Below are 17,773 nucleotides of genomic sequence, written 5' to 3'. Positions count from 1 at the left end.
GGGAGGCCCCCCGCGCCGCCGCGATCGCCCGCAAGGAAGAACTGGCCGCCGAGGCCGAGACCATCGGCGCGGAGTCCACCCAGTGGAAGACGTCGGGAGACCGGCTGCGCGCGATCCTCGACGAATGGAAGTCGATCAAGGGGATCGACCGCAAAACCGACGATGTGCTGTGGAAGCGGTACGCGAAGGCTCGCGACGCGTTCAACCGACGCCGGGGCGCTCATTTCGCCGAGCTCGACCGGGTGCGTGCCGGCGCCAAGGCACGCAAGGAGGAGCTGATCGCGCAGGCCGAGGAATTGTCGTCGTCGACCGACTGGGGTCCCACCTCGGCCCGCTTCCGGGAGTTGCTGGGCGAATGGAAAGCCGCGGGCCGCGCCCCGCGCGACGCCGACGAAGCCCTGTGGCAGCGGTTCAAGGCGGCGCAGGACGTGTTCTTCGCCGCACGCAATGCGACCGCCTCCGAACGCGACGCCGAGTTCGCCGCCAACGGTCAGGCAAAACTCGAGTTGCTCGCCACCGCCGAGGCCGCCATCGATCCCGCGGCCGACCTCGAGGCGGCCCGCCGCGAGTTCCGGGCCTTCCGGGACAAGTGGGACGAGATCGGCAAGGTTCCTCGGGAGCAGATGCACAGCCTCGAGAGCCGGGCACGAGCTCTGGAGAAGCGGATTCGCGACGCCGAGGACGCACAATGGCAGCGCACCGATCCGGAGGCGCAGGCACGTGCCGCCCAATTCGCCGACCGCGCAGCGCAATTGGAAGAGCAGGCCCGCAAGGCCGAGGAGCGCGGCAAGGCACGGGACGCAGCCAAGCTGCGCGAGCAGGCGGCGCAGTGGCACGAGTGGGCACAGGCCGCCCAGACGGCGATCGACCAGCGCTGAGCCCGCTCGCGGTCCCGGCCGGTCAGGCCCCGGAGTCCCCGCCGGTCAGGCCCCGGAGTCCCCGCCGGTCGGTGGCCGGAAGTCGGTCCGCCCGCGGATGCGACGGGTCGCCTCCTCGCGTTTGGCGGCCTCCACCCGGCGCTGCTCGGCGATGGCGAGGTGATAGGTGCTGCGTGCCCACACGACCCGCGCCCAGTGGAAAGTGAGCACGAAGACCGCGATCCAGCCGAGGATCAGCCCGATTCCGACGCCGGACGGCGGCTCGATCCCGCCCACGCCCGGGGTGTTGCGGGTCCACCAGGCCAGCAACCCGGCCACGCATGCGACCGCCGATCCGCACAATGCGACCCACGCGATGATCCAGCGCCGGGTGAGCAGTGCGAGCATCGATGCGCCGATCCCGAAGATCAACAGCAGGTAGACGAAGACCCGGGAGGTCACCGCCACCCGTTCGGTCACCGCATTCGCCGACATCGTCAGGACGTCGATCCCGCTGGCCGACCCGGTGTGCGGCAACACCAGCGACACCATTGCCAGTAGCACCGCGACCGCCACCACGATGGCGCGCGCACCCGGATCGATCTCACCGGCCACCTTGCGTTCGGCCTTGCGCAGGTCGTTCTCGTAGGCTGCCAGATCGGCGAGACTCTCCGACGATCCCGCCGGCCGCCGGACGTCGCGACCGAGAAGTTCCGACAGCGCCTTGTCCCCCCGCAGGTTCTCTCGTCGCTCACGCGTGGCCGCCGCATCGGTGTCGGCCGCACTCGCGGCGTCGTCGCCGTCGCGGTGGTCGGGATCTTTCGGGTTCTGGCCATCGATACTCACGTCGTCGTCCCTCACTGTCCTGCCGTCGCCATCACGCGCCCGGGACCCGCGGAACCGGGTGCGGTGGTGCCGGCCCCGCAGGCCCCGGCACCACAGCCGCTGTCGTCCGCGACCACCGGCGCGGGACCGATGCCGGGGATGCCGAGGCCGACACCGACCGGCGGGGTCGTCGGGGTCCGGCTCTGTTCGTGCGCGTCACCGGCTCGGGTGCGCCGATGCCCGGCCACCCCTGCGTCGGCGATGAGGTGGTGCGGCGCCGCCTCGGTGACCTCGGTGGTCACGATGTCACCGGGACGGATCGGCGCGGCGAGATCCCCGGGACGGAAATGGACCAGCCGGCCGTCTCGCGCGCGACCGGTCATGCGGTGCGAGTGTGCGCTCTTGCGACCCTCGTCGGCGACCACGAGCAACTCGACCTGCCGGCCGATGATCGCCCGGTTCTCCGACAGACAGATCCGCTCCTGGAGTTCGATCAGTCGCCGGTACCGCTCGGAGACCACCGCAGGCGGCACCTGGTCGTCCATCGTGGCCGCGGGTGTTCCCGGTCGCGGCGAGTACTGGAAGGTGAACGCGCTGGCGAAGCGGGCCTGTTCGACCACCTCGAGGGTCTGGGCGAAGTCCTCCTCGGTCTCGCCGGGGAAGCCGACGATGATGTCGGTGGTGATGGCGGCGTGCGGCATCGCCGCGCGCACCTTGTCGAGGATGCCCAAGAAGCGGGTCCGCCGATAGCTGCGTCGCATCGACTTCAGGATCCGGTCCGACCCGGACTGCAGCGGCATGTGCAGCTGCGGGCATACATTCGGCGTCTGAGCCATCGCCTCGATGACGTCGTCGGTGAACTCCGCCGGATGGGGCGAGGTGAACCGCACACGTTCGAGCCCGTCGATGTCACCACAGGCACGCAGCAGTTCGGCGAACGCACCGCGGTTACGCGGGGTGCCCGGGTCGGCGAAGGACATGCCGTAGGCGTTGACGTTCTGCCCGAGCAGGGTCACCTCGAGCACACCTGCATCGACGAGAGCCGTCACCTCGGCGAGCACATCGCCGGGCCGGCGATCGACCTCCTTGCCGCGCAACGACGGAACAATGCAGAACGTGCAGGTATTGTTACAGCCCACCGACACCGAAACCCAACCGGCATAAGCGGATTCGCGTTTGGCCGGCAGCGTGGAGGGAAATGCTTCGAGGGAGTCGCGGATCTCGACCTGGGCGGTCTCGTTGTGTCGTGCGCGTTCGAGCAGCACCGGCAACGACCCGATGTTGTGGGTGCCGAAGACGACGTCGACCCAGGGCGCCCGACCCAAGACCGCGTCCTTGTCCTTCTGCGCCAGACAACCGCCCACGGCGATCTGCATACCCGGCCGAGCGGCCTTCACCGGTGCCAGATGCGACAGATTGCCGTAGAGCTTGTTGTCGGCGTTCTCACGGATCGCGCACGTGTTGAAAACCACGAGGTCGGCGTCGTCGTCGGAGTCGGCAGGTATATAGCCCGCCTCCTCGAGCAGACCCGAGATCCGCTCGGAGTCGTGGACGTTCATCTGGCAGCCGTACGTGCGAACCTGATAGCGACGCACGGCGTCGCCGCCCACACCGGCATTCGGCGAGGTCGCTGAGGATTCGGAGAGGTCGATACTCACTCGGTCCAGAGTACGGGGCGGGGGCAAATCGGCTGTCGGGTCATCGCCCGGGGGCATGCAGGGGGCCTGGACGGAAAAGTGCACGTGACTTCCTGTTTCCTCCCGAATCGGACACGCAGGTGTCGCATTTGCCGCGCCGTTCGGACTTGTCCCCATTAGGGTTGCTACGTATGACCGAATCTCCGAACGCGGCGCCGGGTGCGGCGACCGCCGCCGATTCACCGCCGATGATCGCGATGACGAATGTGCAGAAGCACTTCGGTGAGCTCCATGTCCTCAAGGACATCAACCTCGACGTCCCGCGCGGGCAGGTCGTGGTCGTGCTGGGCCCCTCGGGATCGGGCAAGTCCACCCTGTGCCGCACGATCAATCGCCTCGAACCGATCGACAGCGGCGAGATCCGCATCGAGGGCGAATTGCTACCCGCCGAGGGCAAAGACCTCGCCAGGCTGCGCGCCGATGTCGGCATGGTCTTCCAGTCGTTCAACCTGTTCGCACACAAGACGATCCTGCAGAACGTCACCCTCGCGCCGACGAAGGTCCGCAAACAGAACAAGGCCGAGGCCGAGAAACACGCGCTGCAACTCCTCGAGCGCGTGGGTATCGCCAGCCAGAAGGACAAGTATCCGGCGCAGTTGTCCGGCGGACAGCAACAACGCGTGGCGATCGCCCGGTCCCTGGCCATGAACCCCAAGATCATGCTGTTCGACGAGCCCACCTCGGCACTCGACCCGGAGATGGTCAACGAGGTCCTCGACGTGATGGTCTCGCTGGCCAAGGAGGGCATGACGATGCTCGTGGTCACCCACGAGATGGGCTTCGCCCGCAAGGCCGCAGACCGCGTCATCTTCATGGCCGACGGCGCCGTCGTCGAGGACTCCGACCCCGAGTCCTTCTTCGACAACCCGCAGTCCGACCGCGCCAAGGACTTCCTGTCGAAGATCCTGGGTCACTGAGATGACCAACCCCACCGACACTCCGGGATCCTCGACAAGACATATGCGACAACGTTTTCCACAGACCTCCGGTCATCGGCGACGTGGCCGCGCCGCCGCTCTGGGCGTCGCAGTACTCGTTGCCGCGGTGCTCGCCGCCTGCCTGAGCGCCTGCGGCAGTTCCGAACCCCGCAACCTACTCGACTCCATCCGCAACGGAAAAGTGGTGCTGGGCACCAAATACGACCAGCCCGGCCTGGGTATCCGCAACCCCGACAAGAGCGTCACCGGGTTCGACCCGTCGGTGTCGACCTACGTGGTCAATCACATCGCCGACCAGCTCCGGGTGGCCCATCCCGAGATCACCTGGCGTGAGACGCCGTCGGCCCAGCGCGAAACGCTCATCAACAACGGTGAGGTCGACATGATCGCGGCCACCTACTCGATCAACGCCTCCCGAGCCAAGCAGGTCAGCTTCGCCGGCCCCTACCTGATCAACTATCAAGCTCTGCTCGTCCGCAAGGACGACAACTCGATCACCTCACTCACCGATCTGAACAAGGGCAAGAGACTCTGCTCGGTCACCGGATCGACGTCGGCGCAGAACGTCAAGGCGCAGCTGCCCGGAGTGCAACTGCAGGAGTACGACTCGTACTCATCGTGTGTGGAGGCCGTGCGTCGCGGCAAAGTGGACGCGCTGACCACCGACGAGGTCATCCTCGCCGGTTACGCCGACTTCTTCCCCGACGAGTTCAAGCTCGTCGGGATGACCTACCCCAAGGACGCATGCGTCACCAGCAGCGGCAAGAAGGTCCTCAAGAAACAGGGTGCGCCGTTCTCCACCGAGAACTACGGCATCGGCATGGCCAAGAACTACCCCGAGGCGATCACGGCCGTGGACGAGGCACTCGACGCCATGCTGCAGCCGGGACCGGGCGGGGGCGAATCCGCATGGGAAGCGGCGCTGCGCAAGGCGATCGGCAACCAGTATGTCGACGAGATGATGGCCCGCGCCGCAGCTCCCGGATCGAGCTACAAGTTCCTGCCCGACCCCGGACCGCAGGCCGTCGACAAGATCGTCAACTCCACGTCCACCCCGTGCCCGCCGGGACTGAGCTGAGGAAGGCAGGTGAACAACCATGAATGAACTCTGGTCGGATATGGGGCCGCAACTGTGGCCCGCGTTCAAGGTGACCCTGGAACTCACCTTCTGGTCGGCGCTCGGCGCGCTCATCTGGGGCATCATCCTGGCCGGGATGCGGGTCTCCCCCGTCCCGGTGATGCGCTGGTTCGGCGCCACCTACGTCAACGTCGTGCGCAACACCCCGCTGACGCTGATCATCATCTTCTGCTCGGTGGGCCTCTATCAGAACCTCGGTCTGGCGTTGGCTCCCGACAACAACACCTTCATCGAGAACAACAACTTCCGCCTGGCGGTGCTGGCCTTCATCCTCTACACGGCCACCTTCGTCTGCGAGACACTGCGATCGGGCTTCAACACCGTTCCCATCGGACAGGCCGAGGCCGCCCGCTCCCTTGGCCTGGGTTTCACGCAGGTCTTCGGGATCATCGTGCTGCCACAGGCATTGCGTGCGGTGATCGGGCCGCTGGGCAGCGTGTTGATCGCTCTGACCAAGAACACCACGATCGCCTCGGTGATCGGGGTCGCCGAGGCCTCGCTGCTGATGAAGGAGCAGATCGAGGACCACGCCAATGAGATCATCGCGATCTTCGTGATCATCGCCATCGGCTTCATGATCATCACCCTGATCGAGGGCGCCGTCTTCGGCTACCTCGCCAAACGACTGGCGGTGAAACGATGAGCGGCGCAACGGTTCTCTACGACGCACCCGGACCCAAGGCGCGGATTCGCAATGCGATCATCGCCGCGATCTTCCTCGCGGTGATCGTCGCCGTCGTCGTGTACGTGCTCGTCGTCCTCAGCGACAACGATCAGCTCACCGGCGAGAAATGGAATCCCTTCGTCACCGGGACCACCTGGACGACCTACATCCTGCCGGGTCTGTGGGGCACGCTGAAAGCGGCGTTCCTGTCGATCATCTTCGCCATGGTCCTGGGCTCGGTGCTCGGTATCGGTCGACTGTCCGATCACCTGTGGGTGCGGACGCTGGCGGGCTTGTTCGTCGAGATCTTCCGCGCCATCCCGGTGCTGATCCTGATGATCTTCGCCTACTACCTGTTCGCCGATTACGCGGTGTTCCCGTCGTCGCAGTTGGCGTTCGCGGCGGTCGTCACAGGTCTGACGCTCTACAACGGGTCTGTGATCGCCGAGATCCTGCGTTCGGGCATCAACTCCTTGCCGAAAGGACAGACCGAGGCGTCGATGGCGTTGGGACTGCGCAAGTCCCAGATGATGCGCATCGTGCTGCTTCCGCAGGCGATCACCGCGATGCTGCCCGCACTGATCTCGCAGATGGTCATCGCACTGAAGGACTCGGCACTGGGCTACGCCATCGGTTACGTCGAGGTGGTCCGGTCGGGCATCCAGTCGGCGTCGTACTACGGCAATTACCTGCCCGCACTCGTCGTGGTGGCGGTGGTGATGATCGTCATCAACTTCGGTCTGTCGTCGCTGGCGACCTTCATCGAGAAGACATTGCGCCGGGGACGCCGCAGAACCGACGTCCCCCACGGCGAGGACGTGGACCTCGGCGCGATGGAGAACATGCCGAACTTCGGTCCGCGATAACCCAACCCGGTTCAGCGCAGATCAGTTGACGTTGCCGGTCAGGTGCCATTGCCGATCAGCATGACGTTTCGCCCGGATTCCGGGTGAAACGTCATACTGATCGAGCTGTTCTACCGACTCGGCACATCGCGTTCATTCCGCCGAGTTCATTCCGCCGCGGCGTCGAGGTGCTCGCCGACGACGTCGATCGCCAGGGACTGCGGATATCCGCGGCGGACCAGCATGCCCACGAGCCGACGAAAGTGCTTGTCCCGCTCGGCGCGATCGGCCACCTGCTCGAGCACCCGCGGAGTCAGCTTCTTGGCGACCAGGCGGCCGGCCACGGCGCGCTCGTCCTCGGGATCGATGTCGGACAACGCATTCTCGATCGTCGCCGCATCCACGCCCTTGGCCTTGAGCTCGTGACGTAGGGCCACGCGTCCGCGTCCCGAGTGGGTGTGGCGTGACCGCACCCACTCGGAGGCGAAGTCCTCATCGTCGAGCAGACCCGCCGAATCCAGGCGCCGCATCACATCGGCGACCGTGTCGGCGTCGAAGCCACGCCGAACCAGTCGCTCCTGCATCTCGCCGCGTGACCGCGCCCGGACACCCAGCAGACGCAGCGCCACATCCCACGCCGTGGGGCCGGTTGCGCCGCTGGAGCCGGTTGCGCCGCTGGGTTCGTCGGCGCCGGTCAGAATTCCACCGGTGCCGGAGCGACGTCATCGGCGTCGACCACCGCGCCGATGCCCAGCTTCTCCTTGATCTTCTTCTCGATCTCGTCGCGGATGTCGTCGTTCTCGAGCAGGAACTTCCGGGCGTTCTCCTTGCCCTGACCGAGCTGATCGCCCTCGTAGGTGAACCACGAGCCGGACTTGCGGATGAAGCCCTCGGCCACACCCATGTCGATCAGCGATCCCTCCTTGGAGATGCCCTGTCCGTAGAGGATGTCGAACTCGGCCTGCTTGAACGGCGGTGCCACCTTGTTCTTGACGACCTTGACGCGGGTGCGGTTACCGACGGCGTCGGTGCCGTCCTTCAGGGTCTCGATGCGACGGACGTCCAGACGCACCGACGAGTAGAACTTCAGTGCCTTACCGCCCGTCGTGGTCTCCGGTGAACCGAACATCACGCCGATCTTCTCGCGCAGCTGGTTGATGAAGATCGCGGTGGTGTTGGAATTGCTCAACGCCGAGGTCATCTTGCGCAATGCCTGGCTCATCAGGCGGGCCTGCAGACCGACGTGCGAATCGCCCATCTCGCCCTCGATCTCGGCCTTGGGGACCAGTGCGGCAACCGAGTCGATGACCAGGATGTCGAGGGCACCGGAGCGGATCAGCATGTCGGCGATCTCCAACGCCTGCTCACCGGTGTCCGGCTGCGACACCAGCAGGGCGTCGACGTCCACGCCGAGCTTGGCCGCGTAATCCGGATCCAGTGCGTGCTCGGCGTCGATGAACGCCGCGATGCCGCCCTGGGCCTGCGCGTTGGCGACCGCATGCAGGGCGACCGTGGTCTTACCCGACGATTCCGGGCCGTAGATCTCGACGACACGGCCGCGCGGCAGTCCGCCGATACCCAGCGCGACGTCGAGGGCGATCGAGCCGGTCGGGATCACCTCGATCGGCTGCCGGGTCTCCTCGCCGAGTCGCATGACCGAGCCCTTGCCGAAGTTCTTGTCGATCTGCGCGAGTGCGAGATCAAGGGCCTTCTCACGGTCCTGGGGCGCTGCTGCCATGGCTGTCTCCTCGTGTCTGTGCGCCGGGGACTCCGGCGGTCATCGGGTGGGTCGTCGGTATCGGTGTGATTCGTGAAGGACGTTAGCGACGGGGTCCGACAAAACCGTTCACGTCCTCACGAGAGCTTTGGACGCACGCGGTGCCGAGTTGGTTCCACACCCCTACAGAATTGCGTGAACATGTGTTCGATGGCAAGTCCGACACGCGGGTGCCGGGCGACTTCTACCAGCGCGACTTTCACCAGCGCGACTTCTACCAGCGGTGGCGTGGCACGTCGAAGTCCCGGCAGATCGCCACCCACACATCGCGCGGATCCACGCCGGCCTCGATCGCCTGCGCGCCCGTCCGCCCACCGAGCTCGGTGAGCACATGATCGGACAGGATCGAATCCGCCGACATCGTGCCGAATTCCTCGGTGATCAACTCGGTGAACTCGGTCAATCGCATCGCGGCACTTCCCCTCCGTCCGTCCGGTACCCATCGCCGCGTCCGAGCGCGCTCCCGGCGACCGACCGACGATACACATCACACGCCACGCGGACCGGGTCCACCACATCCGACATCGACGCGGCGGCGGCCGCCGCGGCACGCGCATACCTCGGATCGCCGAGCACCGTGGCGACCGCATCGGCGATCGCGTGCCCCTCGACCGGCCGCACCACCAGCCCACTGCCCTGCCGGGCCACACGGTTGGCCAACTCCCACTGATCGCCGCCGCCCGGCACCGTGACCACCGGGACCCCTGCCGACAACGACTTCGCCAGCATCCCGTGCCCCCCACCGCACACCACCACGTCGGCTCGGGCGACGAGCTGATCCTGCCGTCCCAGGCCGGCGGTCACCGACAGCCCGGGCGCCCCGAACGCAGCGGCACCTGGCGGGTCGAGCGCCGAGATCACCACGCGCACTGGACTTCTCGACGCCAGCTCAGACAATCCCGCAAGCGTTTCGGCGAGCATGTCGGCCGCACCGATCACCGCGGTCGACGGCGCCACCACCACCAACGGGCCCGTGCCCGACGGTGGTTCGACGATCACGTCGGTGGGTTCCCACAGCAGTGGTCCGACGATGTGGGCCTGCGGCGGCCAATCCGGTCGGGGCACCTCGAGGGCGGGGAGGGTCGCGATCAATCGTGCTGTGCCGGACCGTGTCCCGGCCAAACCGATCCCCCGCCGTGCGGCCGCGCGCTGACGCTCACCGGCCCGGACGGAGACGTTGCTCGCCGTGCGCAGCGCGATGTCGCGGAGCCGTCCACCCACCCCGTCACCGGGGCTCAGCCCGGCGCCGATCGGTGGCAGTCCCCGCGACGGCAGGTAGAGCGGATGTGGCGACATTTCGATCGCGGGGAGCCCGCACAACTCCGCGGCCCACAGGCCGCCGACGGTGATGACGTCGGAGATCACCAGATCGGTACCCCGCGCGGCCAACACCGGAGCGAGCGCGACGGCCATCCGCGCGGCACGCGCGGCGAGCTTGGCACCGGCGTCGGAGTCGTCGTCGGTGGCAAGTGCACGCAGACCCGGCAACTCCGCGACGTCGAGTCCTCGCGAACGCGCCACCTCGTGCCAGACGACACCTGTCCACACCGTGGATGAGATACCTTGCGCGGCAAGCTTTTCTGCCAGAGCAAAGGCAGGAAAAGCATGTCCGGCGTCCGGACCGGCGACAATGGCGACCTTCCGGGGAGCCGCCGGGGACGACGTCGGCGGCAACGGTGACGTCAGTTGCCCGTCTGCGGCGGTTCGGTGGTCGGCTTCGTCAGGCCCGGTGCCGGCTGAGCCGCCGGGGACGCCGCTCCCCCGGTCGGCAGCGAACCGCCGGACATGCTGGCACGGATCTGCTCGAGACGCGCATGCCCGGCCATCTGCACGCCTGCCTGCTCGACCTCGGCCATCCGGCCCTGCACCGAATTCTTCGCCAGTTCGGCGGAACCGAGCGCGTTGGCATAGCGGCGCTCGATCTTCTCGCGCACCTGGTCGAGGCTCGGGGTGTTGCCCGGCACCGAGAGCTCACTCATCTGATTGAGGGAGGCGCTGACCTGCTCCTGCATCTTGGCCTGCTCGAGCTGGCTGAGCAGCTTGGAGCGTTCGGCGAGCTTCTGCTGCAGGATCATTGCGTTGCGCTCGACGGCCTGCTTGGCCTGTTGCGCGGCTTGCAGGGACTGATCGTGCAGCGATTTGAGGTCTTCGACGCCCTGTTCGGCGGTGACGAGCTGAGCGGCGAAGGCCTCGGCGGCGTTGGTGTACTCCTGCGCCTTCTGGGCATCGCCTGCGGCGTTGGCCTGATCTGCCAGGGTCAGCGCCTGCCGGGTGTTCGCCTGCAGCCGCTCGACCTCTTCGAGTTGGCGGTTGAGCTTCATCTCGAGCTGACGCTGGTTGCCGATCACCGACGCCGCCTGCTGTGAGAGAGCCTGGTGTTGCCGTTGCGCATCCTCGATCGCCTGTTGGATCTGGATCTTCGGGTCGGCATTCTCGTCGATCTTCGCGTTGCCGAGGGCCATCAGATAGCGCCACATCTTCACGAACGGGTTCGCCATGCTTGTCGTCAGCTCCATTCAGAACGGTTTCGCGTCGGTCTGCACACCAATCTAGCGTCTCGGTCGGTGGGGCGAGGCAGTCCGGCATTCAGTTGGGGGATTACCCAGGGGATACCCGGATGTCGCGGGCCACGCGCACCTCACGTCGCTCGGCCACCCGGACATCCGGCGCCGACGCCATCTCACAACCTGCGCCGAAGAGCCAGATCGCGCACGCTCCCGGGGTGGACGAGCAGGTGTTGTCGACGATGCGACGTCAGGCCGCGGCCAGCGCGGTCGCGTGGGCGCGCACCTCGGGTGCGGCGATGACCACCTTGGACGCGATGGCCGCCTCACGGTCGGCACCCTCGGCCGCCGGCTCCGCGGCATGGTCGGGACGCATGGCCGTGCCGACGTCGAGGAGCAGATCGGCGATCTCCACCTCGAGCGCATCGCAGATGGCGGCCAGTAGTTCGCTGGATGCCTCTTTTTGGCCCCGCTCGACCTCGGACAGGTAACCCAGACTCACCCGCGCATCGGTGGACACCTCACGCAGCGTCCGGCCCTGCTGGGTGCGAACGCGACGCAGGCTGTCGCCGAGCGCCTCTCGCAAAAGCATTGCCATCGGGCTTCCTCCCTGTCTGTCTCGCACATCGAACATCGCCACCGGCCCGATGAACCGCCCGTGATAGGGCTCCACATCGTGTTGGTCAACCAACATCGTGCTGTTCAACGCCCGACGGGGGTGTGTCGTTCCCGAAGCTCACGCGCGGGCAAACCATTGGGTGCGCGTGTGGACGACAGTAGTCGAATTCCGTGGCCGTCGCCGCGTCTGTCCGGCGGCGAGCCGGGGCATGTCCGCCCGGCCGCTGGCGCCGATGACGGACCTGCGGCGGGTCAGTGACGCTCCGTACCCGATTCGGTGATCGGGGCGCCACGTTGCGATGCGGTCCGGCGGGCCCGATGACGGGCGGAACGACGCATGCGCAGCGCCTGCCATACGTAGTCGAATCCGGTGACCACCGTGATCACGACGGCCACCCACATGATGATGACCGCCACCAGATGCAACGGCCCGCTCAACGGGAAGAGCAGCAACCCGATACCGATGGCCTGCAACAACGTCTTGAGCTTGCCGCCCCGGCTGGCCGGGATGACCCCGTGCCGCAGCACCCAGAACCGCAATGCGGTGACCCCGAGTTCGCGGACCAGGATGATCGCGGTGATCCACCACGACAGATCACCGAGGAGTGACAATCCGATCAGCGCCGAACCGATCAATGCCTTGTCGGCGATGGGGTCGGCGAGTTTGCCGAAGTCGGTGACCAGATTGCGTCCACGGGCCAGGCGGCCGTCGATGTGGTCGGTGATCGCGGCGACGCCGAAGATCACCGCGGCACCGACCCGCCACCAGGTGTCATGTCCGCCGTCGATGAACAGCACGACCAGGAAGACCGGCACCAGGACGATCCGGAAGACGGTCAGTGCATTGGCGATGTTGACGACGGGCACCGGGTCGACGGGATCGGTGATGTGATCGGGTCCCCGCCCGACGTCGGCGAGACCGCGTTCGTTGACCGCCCGGCGCATCCGATCGGTCATGAGACCGCGTCCCGGGCGCCGACTCCTGCACTCGGCGTCGGACGCGTGTCGTTCATTCGCACGATCACCAGGGTATCGACCGATGCGCGCTCGGCGACCGGCGGATCCGTGCCACGCTCACCGGTGCCCCGTCGCGTCAGCGGTCGGAGAGCGTGCCTCCCGGTGACGCGCCCGGCGGTCCTGGGGGCAAGATGAACCCATGAACTCCCCTGGCGAGGTCGTCGTCCGTCGTGCCCGGACCTCCGACGTCCCCCGCATCAAGGAACTCATCGACCAGTACGCCGGGCGAATCCTGTTGGAGAAGAACCTCGTCACACTCTACGAGGCCGTGCAGGAGTTCTGGGTGGCCGAACTCGACGGGCTCGTCGTGGGTTGTGGTGCACTGCACGTGCTCTGGGCCGATCTCGGTGAGGTTCGTACGGTCGCCGTCGATCAGCAGTGCTCCGGGCGCGGTATCGGCCACCGGCTCGTCGCGCGATTGCTCGATGTGGCGCGAGAGTTGCAGCTCGCACGCGTCTTCGTGCTGACCTTCGAGACCGAGTTCTTCGGTCGGCACGGATTCCGTGAGATCGAGGGCACACCGGTCACCCGAGAGGTGTTCGAGGAGATGTGCCGCTCCTATGACACGGGTGTCGCGGAGTTCCTCGACCTGAGCTACGTCAAGCCGAATACGCTGGGCAACACCAGGATGCTGGTACACCTCGACGCGCCGGCCGCCGAGCAATCGACATGATGAGCCGAAACCCCAACGTGTCGAACCACATTCACCAGAGCGAGGAGATTCTTTCGTGACCATCTATGCGGTGCATTACGGCTACGAGCCGGCCAAGGCGGCCATCCGCGACGCCCACCGTGCCGTCCATCGTCAATGGCTGTCGGAGGAGCACCAGGCCGGCAACGTGCTCCTCAGCGGTCCATACCCCGACGGCACCGGAGCATTGATCATGATCCGGGTCGACGGCGACATCGATGCTGCCGAGGCATTCATGGCCAACGACCCTTTCAACGCACACCAGGCCGTCGACTCGGTACGCATCGTCGAGTTCACCCAGGTGTACGGACCGTTCGACGACTGACTCGCGCGACCGACCGCACCACGAGCGGTTCGCAGCACCGCCGGCGAGTTGCTCACCGAGAGTTGTCCACAGATCTGATCGGGCGGGTCGCACACCGGCTCGCACTGTGGAGAATCGACGCCCATGTGGAGATGTGCGCCCAGACGCCGGGAATGGCCTGCCGCGGCGAGGATCGCCGTCGCCGTGACCGCGATCGGTGTGTCGCTCACGGGTTGCACCCTGACGCTCACCGGGTCGCCGGTCGCCGTCGTCGACCCACCATGGGCACTGGATCTGCGGGACCCTGCCGAGACCGCGCGCCTCAAGGACTTCGCCGCGCTGGACCCGTGCGGATTCCTCGATGTCGAGGCAACCACCCGTATCGTTGGCGATCGCCCCTACGATGTCGGCCTCGACAGCAGTTTGGAGGATTGCGAACTGCGGTTCGACGAGTCCACCTCGAGGATCACGCATCTGTCGGTCTCCCCGACGCCCACCCGCATGTACGGCGGGGATTCCTTCACACGGTTGCCGATCGAGGGGGTCGACGCCCGGATTCACGGCGGCTTCGGCCTCGGTGGCGACGGCCTGCATTGCTCGATCGCGGTGAGCCACAGCCCGAAACTCGGTGTCTTCTTCTCCGCGCACCGGTCCGCCGGGACCGATCCGCGAGATGTCTGCGACGCGCTGACCGACATCGTGCGCGCGGCGGTACCCCGGGCTCATGACCTCCGGCTGCGCACGGCATCGCCGTTTCCGGTCACCTCACGTCTCTCGGGCATCGACATGTGCGGTGCCGCACGGTTTCTGCGTCCACGCCATCCGCGTGCGCAGATCCCGGAGGGGCGGTGGTGGTCGACGTGCCGGATCGACCTCGAACCGTCGGCAGACTTCGATCACGGGATCTTCGTCGACGCCGTCTCGACACATCGTCCGGGTCCACCCGATCCGGTGATCCGATTCGGCCGCAGCGAGATCCGCGACATCATGGTGCGTGGCTTCCGCGCACAGCTTCGCGACGACGGCGCCACCGGATGCAAGGGGTGGACCTTCGTCGACCTGGAGCATCCGGTCGCGCGACGCGAGGTCTCCTATCGCACCGACATCCTCGACCCCGGCAAGCCACCCGAGCGGGTCGAGACCATTGAGTACATGGTCGAGGCGTACGAGACCTACAGTCCGACCTGCAGCCTCACGACCGAGATCTTGGATGCCGCCGTGGCACACCATCTCTCGCAATGAGGTGGAAAGCGGTGCGGACCGATGGCGGTCCGCACCGCACCGTCCCCATCACGCCGGCGGAACCGCTTTTTGTCGTCGCGAACTCACCAGACTCGCGACCGTCGTGATCACCAGGGTGCCGACGATGATGCCCAGCGAGAGCGGGGTGGAGATCTCCGGGACCGACAGGTGTTCGCCACCGTTGATGAACGGCAGGGTGTTCTCGTGCAATGCGTGCAGCACCAACTTGACGCCGATGAAGGCCAGGATGAACGACAGGCCGAAGGACAGGTACACCAGGCGGTCGAGCAAGCCGCCGAGCAGGAAGTACAGCTGACGCAGACCCATCAGGGCGAACGCGTTGGCGGTGAACACCAGGTAGGGCTGCTGGGTCAGTCCGTAGATCGCCGGGATGGAGTCGAGGGCGAAGAGGATGTCGGTGAAGCCGATGACGATGAGCACCAACAGCATCGGGGTGGCCATCCGCTTGCCCGAGATCCGGGTGAACAGGCGGTCGCCATCGTAGGTGTCCGAGGTGCGCAGGACACGCTTGACGAACCGTTCCAGACGCGATTCGCGTTGCTCCTCGTGCTCAACCGGATCGTCGCTCTCCCGCAGCAACTTGATGGCGGTGAAGATCAGGAACGCACCGAACAGGTAGAACACCCAGCTGTAGGCGTTGATCGCGGCGGCACCGACGGCGATGAACAGACCGCGCAGCACCAGCGCCATGACGATGCCGAGCAGTAGCACCTTCTGCTGGTATTCCTTCGGCACGGCGAACTTCGACATGATGATGACGAAGACGAACAGGTTGTCGACCGACAGTGCCTTCTCGGTGACGTACCCGGCGAAATACTCACCGCCGTAGGTCGATCCCCATTTCCACCACACGAATCCGCCGAAGATGACGGCGATCGTGATGTAGATGGCCGACCACATGCCCGACTCCTTGAGGGAGGGAGCATGCGGAACCCGGACGTGGGCGAAGAAATCGAAGACGAACAGACCCAGGATCACCAGACACGTGATGATCCACATCGTGGTCGAGACTTGCATGAGCGATCTACCTCCAGCGCGCAGCACAAAGTTGGTTGCGATGCCAGAGGTCTCTCCCGCCGATGGACGACCGGGGATCCGGGCCCCGGTCCGAAGGTGATCGGCACCTTCGGAATCCGCGACCGTATTGACGGACCCGCCGCGAGATGGGGATACTCCCCTCTTCGATCTGCGACCACCCTACACGATGTCCGTTTCGACCGGTTCGGCTGGCGCGGAACCGAAAGTGTGAATCACAGCGGCGACCGATCCGACGGCACCCTACGATGGCGGTCATGGCGCGACACCGGTCCCGCGCGGCCAACGTGGATGACCTTCACACCGCGGCCCGGTCGATGCCGCACGTCACCGAGGCGAACGACGATCCCGATCGTCCGATCTATCAGGTCGGCGGCAAGAGTTTCGTGTTCTTCCGTACGCCGCGACCGGACGCGGTGGACGAGTCGGGCCACCGATACGACGACGTCGTCGTGTTGTGGGTGCCCTCGGAGGCTGACAAGCAGGCGCTGGTGCAGGACCCGAGGTCGCCGTTCTTCACGACGGCGCACTTCGAGGGTCACCCGTCGGTGCTGCTGCGGGCGTCACGGATCGGTGAGATCTCGGTCGACGAGCTGACCGAGATCGTCACCGATGCCTGGCTGTCGCGGGCCTCGGCGCGACGCGCACGCGACTGGCTCGCCGCGCACGGCGACTCCTGAGACCGCAGGCCCGGTTCTACTCGGGCGCGGTGTCGCCGTCCTGATCCCCACCGCCGTTGATCGACGCGATGACGCCGGCCAGATCCTCCGGTTTCACCAGCACCTCACGGGCCTTGGATCCCTCGCTCGGTCCGACGACCCCTCGGGTCTCCATCAGATCCATGAGTCGGCCGGCCTTGGCGAAGCCGACACGCAGTTTTCGCTGCAGCATCGAGGTCGAACCGAACTGGCTGCTGACGACCAATTCGATCGCCTGGAGCAAGTCGTCGAGATCGTTGCCGATGTCGGAGTCGATGTCCTTCTTGTCGCCGGCCTTGGCAGCGGTGACGCCCTCGGTGTACTCGGGCTCGGCCTGCTCCTTGGCATAGTCGACGACGGCGCTGATCTCCTCGTCGGTGATGAACGCTCCCTGCATGCGGATCGGTTTGTTGGCCCCCATCGGCAGGAACAGTCCGTCGCCCATGCCGATGAGCTTCTCCGCGCCCGGTTGGTCGAGGATGACGCGCGAATCGGTCAGCGACGACGTCGCGAAGGCCAGCCGGGAGGGCACGTTGGTCTTGATCAGGCCCGTCACCACGTCCACCGACGGACGCTGGGTGGCCAGCACCAGATGGATACCCGCGGCGCGGGCCTTCTGGGTGATACGCACGATCGCGTCCTCGACATCGCGTGGGGCGGTCATCATCAGGTCGGCGAGCTCGTCGACGATCGCCACGATGTAGGGATACGGCTTGTACACGCGCTCGGAACCGAGTGGCGTGGTGATCTCACCGGAACGTACCTTCGCGTTGAAGTCGTCGATGTGGCGCACCCGGGACGCCTTCATGTCTTGGTAGCGCTGCTCCATCTCCTCCACCAGCCACGCCAAGGCGGCCGCGGCCTTCTTCGGCTGGGTGATGATCGGGGTGATCAGATGCGGG

Annotated in this window: 20 protein-coding genes; 9 read left to right on the top strand and 11 right to left on the bottom strand. The window is 66.3% G+C overall.

What is annotated here, in order from left to right; all coding sequences use genetic code 11:
• Positions 1 to 878, top strand: an 878-nt coding sequence (locus B1964_RS08850; protein WP_139765674.1) for a DUF349 domain-containing protein, incomplete at its 5' end; no start/stop codon positions are given.
• A gap of 45 nt (positions 879 to 923) precedes the next feature.
• On the opposite strand, the gene B1964_RS08845 is transcribed toward B1964_RS08850, so the two are convergent.
• Together B1964_RS08845 and miaB are read right to left on the bottom strand one after the other, a co-directional pair.
• Positions 924 to 1,703, bottom strand: a complete 780-nt coding sequence (locus tag B1964_RS08845) for a hypothetical protein (RefSeq protein WP_079929527.1) — start codon at positions 1,701 to 1,703, stop codon at positions 924 to 926.
• An 11-nt stretch (positions 1,704 to 1,714) separates the two neighbouring features.
• Positions 1,715 to 3,340: a tRNA (N6-isopentenyl adenosine(37)-C2)-methylthiotransferase MiaB gene (miaB, locus tag B1964_RS08840; protein WP_079929525.1), complete on the bottom strand. Its 1,626-nt coding sequence runs from the start codon at positions 3,338 to 3,340 to the stop codon at positions 1,715 to 1,717.
• Between the two features lie 227 nt (positions 3,341 to 3,567).
• Between miaB and gluA the strand changes: the two genes are divergently transcribed.
• From gluA to B1964_RS08820, 4 genes are read left to right on the top strand one after another with little or no spacing between them, the layout of a single operon-like run.
• Positions 3,568 to 4,296: a glutamate ABC transporter ATP-binding protein GluA gene (gluA, locus tag B1964_RS08835; protein WP_014359817.1), complete on the top strand. Its 729-nt coding sequence runs from the start codon at positions 3,568 to 3,570 to the stop codon at positions 4,294 to 4,296.
• Positions 4,297 to 4,339: 43 nt separating this feature from the next.
• The gene (locus B1964_RS08830; protein ID WP_014359816.1) at positions 4,340 to 5,395 is read left to right on the top strand and encodes a glutamate ABC transporter substrate-binding protein; all 1,056 of its coding nucleotides are present in this window, start codon (positions 4,340 to 4,342) and stop codon (positions 5,393 to 5,395) included.
• 19 nt (positions 5,396 to 5,414) lie between these two features.
• A complete protein-coding gene (locus B1964_RS08825; protein ID WP_006371421.1) occupies positions 5,415 to 6,098 on the top strand; it encodes an amino acid ABC transporter permease in 684 nt (227 codons plus the stop codon).
• A complete protein-coding gene (locus B1964_RS08820; protein ID WP_006371420.1) occupies positions 6,095 to 6,985 on the top strand; it encodes an amino acid ABC transporter permease in 891 nt (296 codons plus the stop codon). The genes B1964_RS08825 and B1964_RS08820 overlap by 4 nt, the downstream gene beginning before the upstream one ends.
• Positions 6,986 to 7,131: 146 nt before the next feature.
• Here the strand turns inward: B1964_RS08820 and B1964_RS08815 are convergent, their stop codons facing one another.
• The 7 genes from B1964_RS08815 to pgsA all read right to left on the bottom strand — a co-directional run bounded on the left by B1964_RS08815 (position 7,132) and on the right by pgsA (position 12,820).
• Positions 7,132 to 7,665: a regulatory protein RecX gene (locus B1964_RS08815; RefSeq protein WP_253193931.1), complete on the bottom strand. Its 534-nt coding sequence runs from the start codon at positions 7,663 to 7,665 to the stop codon at positions 7,132 to 7,134.
• On the bottom strand, positions 7,659 to 8,702 hold the full coding sequence (gene recA, locus B1964_RS08810; RefSeq protein WP_006371418.1) for a recombinase RecA: 1,044 nt from the start codon (positions 8,700 to 8,702) through the stop codon (positions 7,659 to 7,661). The genes B1964_RS08815 and recA overlap by 7 nt, the downstream gene beginning before the upstream one ends.
• Positions 8,703 to 8,955: 253 nt before the next feature.
• A complete protein-coding gene (locus B1964_RS08805; protein WP_006371417.1) occupies positions 8,956 to 9,150 on the bottom strand; it encodes a DUF3046 domain-containing protein in 195 nt (64 codons plus the stop codon).
• On the bottom strand, positions 9,141 to 10,415 hold the full coding sequence (locus B1964_RS08800) for a nucleotide disphospho-sugar-binding domain-containing protein (protein ID WP_172398787.1): 1,275 nt from the start codon (positions 10,413 to 10,415) through the stop codon (positions 9,141 to 9,143). Before B1964_RS08800 ends, B1964_RS08805 begins: the two co-directional genes overlap by 10 nt.
• 8 nt (positions 10,416 to 10,423) lie before the next feature.
• Entirely contained in the window at positions 10,424 to 11,239 is an 816-nt protein-coding gene (locus B1964_RS08795; protein ID WP_006371415.1) for a PspA/IM30 family protein, read from the bottom strand.
• A gap of 256 nt (positions 11,240 to 11,495) precedes the next feature.
• Complete coding sequence (locus tag B1964_RS08790) at positions 11,496 to 11,843, bottom strand: helix-turn-helix transcriptional regulator (RefSeq protein ID WP_079929526.1); 348 nt, start codon at positions 11,841 to 11,843, stop codon at positions 11,496 to 11,498.
• Positions 11,844 to 12,115: 272 nt separating this feature from the next.
• A complete protein-coding gene (gene pgsA / locus B1964_RS08785) occupies positions 12,116 to 12,820 on the bottom strand; it encodes a CDP-diacylglycerol--glycerol-3-phosphate 3-phosphatidyltransferase (RefSeq protein WP_014359812.1) in 705 nt (234 codons plus the stop codon).
• 199 nt (positions 12,821 to 13,019) lie between these two features.
• Between pgsA and B1964_RS08780 the strand changes: the two genes are divergently transcribed.
• The 3 genes from B1964_RS08780 (at position 13,020) to B1964_RS08770 (ending at position 15,117) form a co-directional block, all read left to right on the top strand.
• Positions 13,020 to 13,553: an amino-acid N-acetyltransferase gene (locus tag B1964_RS08780; protein ID WP_006371411.1), complete on the top strand. Its 534-nt coding sequence runs from the start codon at positions 13,020 to 13,022 to the stop codon at positions 13,551 to 13,553.
• Positions 13,554 to 13,608: 55 nt separating this feature from the next.
• Entirely contained in the window at positions 13,609 to 13,896 is a 288-nt protein-coding gene (locus tag B1964_RS08775; RefSeq protein ID WP_006371410.1) for a YciI family protein, read from the top strand.
• A 183-nt stretch (positions 13,897 to 14,079) separates the two neighbouring features.
• Positions 14,080 to 15,117 carry a hypothetical protein gene (locus B1964_RS08770; RefSeq protein WP_079929523.1) on the top strand — a complete coding sequence of 346 codons (1,038 nt, stop codon included), beginning with the start codon at positions 14,080 to 14,082 and terminating at the stop codon, positions 15,115 to 15,117.
• Between the two features lie 48 nt (positions 15,118 to 15,165).
• Here the strand turns inward: B1964_RS08770 and B1964_RS08765 are convergent, their stop codons facing one another.
• Positions 15,166 to 16,155, bottom strand: a complete 990-nt coding sequence (locus B1964_RS08765) for a TerC family protein (RefSeq protein WP_079929522.1) — start codon at positions 16,153 to 16,155, stop codon at positions 15,166 to 15,168.
• 266 nt (positions 16,156 to 16,421) lie between these two features.
• Here B1964_RS08765 and B1964_RS08760 point away from each other — a divergent pair, with 266 nt between their 5' ends.
• Entirely contained in the window at positions 16,422 to 16,853 is a 432-nt protein-coding gene (locus B1964_RS08760) for an MmcQ/YjbR family DNA-binding protein (RefSeq protein WP_079929521.1), read from the top strand.
• 16 nt (positions 16,854 to 16,869) lie between these two features.
• On the opposite strand, the gene B1964_RS08755 is transcribed toward B1964_RS08760, so the two are convergent.
• A partial coding sequence (locus B1964_RS08755; protein ID WP_139765673.1) for an FtsK/SpoIIIE domain-containing protein occupies positions 16,870 to 17,773 on the bottom strand: 904 nt, incomplete at its 5' end.

Origin of the sequence: Gordonia sp. i37 (assembly GCF_002043085.1) — a bacterium.
In the GTDB taxonomy this organism is placed as follows: Bacteria; Actinomycetota; Actinomycetes; order Mycobacteriales; family Mycobacteriaceae; genus Gordonia; species Gordonia polyisoprenivorans.
The sequence above is the reverse complement of the archived record's forward strand: the minus strand, read 5'-3'. Positions and strand labels throughout refer to the sequence as shown.

Coding starts and splice junctions, on each gene's coding strand:
- gluA (WP_014359817.1), top strand. CDS start 3,568: ATGATCGCGATGACGAATGTGCAGAAGCACTTCGGTGAGCTCCATGTC.
- B1964_RS08830 (WP_014359816.1), top strand. CDS start 4,340: ATGCGACAACGTTTTCCACAGACCTCCGGTCATCGGCGACGTGGCCGC.
- B1964_RS08825 (WP_006371421.1), top strand. CDS start 5,415: ATGAATGAACTCTGGTCGGATATGGGGCCGCAACTGTGGCCCGCGTTC.
- B1964_RS08820 (WP_006371420.1), top strand. CDS start 6,095: ATGAGCGGCGCAACGGTTCTCTACGACGCACCCGGACCCAAGGCGCGG.
- recA (WP_006371418.1), bottom strand. CDS start 8,702: ATGGCAGCAGCGCCCCAGGACCGTGAGAAGGCCCTTGATCTCGCACTC.
- B1964_RS08805 (WP_006371417.1), bottom strand. CDS start 9,150: ATGCGATTGACCGAGTTCACCGAGTTGATCACCGAGGAATTCGGCACG.
- B1964_RS08795 (WP_006371415.1), bottom strand. CDS start 11,239: ATGGCGAACCCGTTCGTGAAGATGTGGCGCTATCTGATGGCCCTCGGC.
- B1964_RS08790 (WP_079929526.1), bottom strand. CDS start 11,843: ATGGCAATGCTTTTGCGAGAGGCGCTCGGCGACAGCCTGCGTCGCGTT.
- pgsA (WP_014359812.1), bottom strand. CDS start 12,820: ATGACCGATCGGATGCGCCGGGCGGTCAACGAACGCGGTCTCGCCGAC.
- B1964_RS08780 (WP_006371411.1), top strand. CDS start 13,020: ATGAACTCCCCTGGCGAGGTCGTCGTCCGTCGTGCCCGGACCTCCGAC.
- B1964_RS08765 (WP_079929522.1), bottom strand. CDS start 16,155: ATGCAAGTCTCGACCACGATGTGGATCATCACGTGTCTGGTGATCCTG.
- B1964_RS08760 (WP_079929521.1), top strand. CDS start 16,422: ATGGCGGTCATGGCGCGACACCGGTCCCGCGCGGCCAACGTGGATGAC.